This window comes from Streptomyces albipurpureus (assembly GCF_023701525.1).
Taxonomy (GTDB): Bacteria; Actinomycetota; Actinomycetes; order Streptomycetales; family Streptomycetaceae; genus Streptomyces; species Streptomyces albipurpureus.
The window spans coordinates 18,595-19,600 of record NZ_JAMQAW010000044.1 but is presented as its reverse complement, the minus strand read 5'-3'; the positions used below and the strand labels follow the sequence as shown (position 1 = coordinate 19,600).

2 protein-coding genes are annotated in these 1,006 nt (G+C 67.8%); both read right to left on the bottom strand.

The annotated features are described in order from the left end of the window. A partial coding sequence (locus NBG84_RS31415; RefSeq protein ID WP_285368155.1) for an IS110 family transposase occupies positions 1 to 330 on the bottom strand: 330 nt, incomplete at its 3' end. 197 nt (positions 331 to 527) lie between these two features. Next, positions 528 to 1,006 (bottom strand): IS630 family transposase (locus tag NBG84_RS31410; RefSeq protein WP_250923071.1); only part of this gene is annotated, 479 nt, incomplete at its 5' end.

Here is a 1,006-nt window from a genome sequence, read left to right as displayed (position 1 = left end):
GCCGCGCTTGCGCCGGGTGGCACGGTCGGGCTGGTTGATCTCTACGACGTCGACGCCCTCCTGGCGCAGAACCCGGGTCAGCGCGGCTCCGAAGGAGCCCGTGCACTCGACGCCCGCCCGGTGCAGGACACCGAACGACCTCGCCCAGGAGAGCAGTTGTCGATAGCCGACGGCGGTGGCCGGGAACTCCAGCTGAGCGAGCGAGGCGCCCAGGGTGGTGATGACGGCAGCGACGTGGATGTCCTTGTGGGTGTCCACCCCCAGGATCACGTCCTCGGCCTCCTCGCCCGGGGCGGGGACCCGCTGCGCGGGCAGCGTCGGCTGGGGCATGCTGGTGACGGTCACGAGGCTCCTTGGACTGGGTCTGGTGGCTGACGCCGATCCGGTGTGCGGTCAGAACTGTGACGGTGCTTTGTGCAGCAAAGCCCCTATCGGGACACGTTCACCGGGCCGGCGGCAGTACGCACCGCAGGAGGCCGGGGCCGACAGTTCTACTCCAAGGCAGCTGAGGCCAGTTGTCACACGGGTCAGGCTCCGGCCCCCTGCGGCACACCATGATCCTCACAGTTGTCACAGACGAGGTGGACGTCGAGCCCGGCGGGTACCGCCTTGTCGATCTGCATCAGGAACTTCTTGAACTCGATCGCCCGGTGGCGGCGGTGCAGTGCCGATATGACGGTGCCGTCGGCGATGTTGAAAGCGGCGAACAGGCTGGTGATGCCGTGCCTCAGGTAGTCGTGGGTGCGGCGCTCGGGCATGCCCGGCATCATCGGCAGCACTGGCTGGGACCGGTCCAGCGCCTGGATCTGGCTCTTCTCGTCCACGCAGAGCACGACCGCCTTCTCGGGCGGGTGGTGGTACAGGCCGACGACGTCGACGACCTTGGCGACGAACTGCGGATCGGTGGACAGCTTGAAAGAGTCCTGCAAGTGGGGCTTGAGGTCGAACCGCTTCCAGATCCGGCCGATCGTCGACCTCGACAGGCCGGTGCGCCGGGCCATCGAGG